Below are 2,446 nucleotides of genomic sequence, written 5' to 3' on the forward strand. Positions count from 1 at the left end.
CCGCGTGCAGCTGCGCGCGTACGCCAGCACGGCGGCGCGGTGCCGCCGGTACAGCTCGTCGAGCGCCGCGTCGGCGGTGCCGGGGAGCGCGTCGCGTATCAGGGCGGTCAGCTCGGCGTCACCGGTGTCGCCGGCGGCGGCGCCGGGCGCCGGAAGGGCGGTCGGGCTTTCGGACATGGCGGTCATTCCATGAGGGAGGAGAGGGCGAAAGAACGCTTGTCGGGGAGGGAGCGGGTCGCGGGCGGCTCATCCCGCGACGATGCGAATCCGTTATGCGGCCGGGTTGTCGACCCGTCAAAAGTGCAAGTGCCCGCGGTTACCGGGACCTTGGCTTGCCATGTGACGTGTGTAATTTTACATGGCACCAAGCCCGTGTGCATGACAGTCAGAACCGGCTGTGCGGCGCACGCGGAACCCACGAACTCGGAGGCTCACTTGATAGCCAAACCCCCCATTTCGAGAACGGGGTTCTACCTTCTGGTAGTCGCCCTGGTCATGTGTCTGGGGGCGGGGTACGCACTGGTCGCCCCCGCCGCAGAAGCCACCGCCGCGCCGGGCAAGGCGCCCGCGCCGAAGTCGATCCCCGCACCCAAGCAGGCCACCCCCGACGCAATCGCCGCCGGCCTGGCGCCCGGCGACCCCGCGACGACGGCCGAGCTGAAGGCGGACGCCACCCTCCTCCCGCCCCAGGAAGCCGGCACCGACGCCACCGCGCGCAAGCTGGCCCGTACCGCCGCGGCGGGTCCCGACGCGGCGGAGTGCAACGTCGGCGACTTCACCTCCAAGACCGGCGCCGCGCTGGTCGACCAGATCAAGGCGTCGGAGACGGCGTGCGTCAACACGCTGTTCACCGTGACCGGCGGCGACGCGCGCGCGCTCTTCCAGGAGCAGCAGATGGTCACGGTGGCCGACGCCTACCGCGACCTCGCCTCGTCCTACCAGGGCGACAACAGCTCGTCGATCACCCAGGTCGTCCTGTACCTGCGCGCCGGCTACTACGTGCAGTACGGCGACCCCGACGGCGTCGGCGAGTACGGCCCGGCGCTGAAGACCGCCATCCAGGGCGGCCTGGACGCCTTCTTCAACTCCTCCCGCGCGTACGACGTGACGGAGGCCAACGGCCAGACGCTCTCCGAGTCGGTCATCCTGATCGACAGCGCCATGGAGAACGCCCGCTACCTGGAGGTCGTCAAGAAGCTGCTGACCGGCTACGACTCCTCGTACGACGAGTTCTACTGGATGGTCAACGCCGTCAACAGCACCTACACCGTGATCTTCCGCGGCAACTGGGTGCCGGAGTTCATCGACGCCGTGGCCGCCGACCAGAGCCTGCTCACCCTCCTGCGCGACTTCGCCACCTCCCACAAGGACCTCATCGGCACCGACAAGCAGTTCCTGACCACCAACGCCGGCCGCGAGCTGGGCCGGTTCCTCCAGCACGACCAGCTCCGCGAGGCGGTCCGCCCGCTGGCCAAGGAGCTGCTCGACGCCACCTCCCTCGACGACACCGCCACCGCGGCGCTGTGGGTCGGCGTCGCCGAGATGACGGACGCCTTCGACAAGGAGAACTGCGACTTCTTCGGCACGTGCGACCTGCAGGAGCGCGTACGTGAGGCGGTGCTGCCGGTCAAGCACACCTGCGCCGACACCCTGGAGATCGCGGCGCAGAAGCTGACGGACGAGCAGCTCGGGCTGGCCTGCACGAGCATGCTCGGGCAGGACGAGTTCTTCCACGGCGTGGCCAAGGACAACGGCCCTGTCGCGGACGACAACAACACCAAGCTGGAGGTCGTCGCCTTCGACTCCAGCCTCGACTACCAGACCTACGCCGGCGTCATCTTCGGCATCGACACCAACAACGGCGGTATGTACCTGGAGGGCGACCCGGCAAAGGAAGGCAACCTGCCGCGCTTCATCGCCTACCGCGCCGAATGGGCCGACGACTTCGAGATCTGGAACCTCAACCACGAATACACGCACTACCTCGACGGCCGCTTCAACATGTACGGCGACTTCGAGGAGAACATGAAGACCCCGACCGTCATGTGGGTCGAGGGCTTCGCCGAGTACATCAACTACTCGTACCGCGACCTGCCCAACGAGAAGGCCGTCGAGGAGGCGGGCAACAACACCTACGCCCTCAGCACGCTCTTCGACACCACCTACGAGAACACCAACACCACCCGCACGTACCAGTGGGGTTACCTGGCGGTCCGCTACCTCATCCAGTCCCACCCGGATGACGTCGCCACGCTGCTGGGCCACTACCGCACCGGTGACTGGGAAGCCGCGCGCACGCTGCTGACCAGCACCATCGGCAACCGCTACGACGCCGACTTCGCCGACTGGCTGAGCAAGTGCTCGGCCGGCGACTGCGGCACCGCCGCCGCGCGGTAGACCCCGGAACGGCCCGGTGCCCCGACCGCGACCCGCGGCCGGGGCACCG

Annotated in this window: 1 protein-coding gene; it reads left to right on the forward strand. The window is 68.3% G+C overall.

Annotated features, from left to right (window positions below):
* Positions 1 to 495: 495 nt before the first annotated feature.
* Positions 496 to 2,397 (forward strand): collagenase, encoded by a 1,902-nt coding sequence (locus H5J30_RS27310; RefSeq protein WP_181789982.1) that lies wholly within the window; start codon positions 496 to 498, stop codon positions 2,395 to 2,397.
* Positions 2,398 to 2,446: the final 49 nt, after the last annotated feature.

The sequence above is a fragment of the Streptomyces phytophilus genome (assembly GCF_013870535.1).
Taxonomy (GTDB): Bacteria; Actinomycetota; Actinomycetes; order Streptomycetales; family Streptomycetaceae; genus Streptomyces; species Streptomyces phytophilus.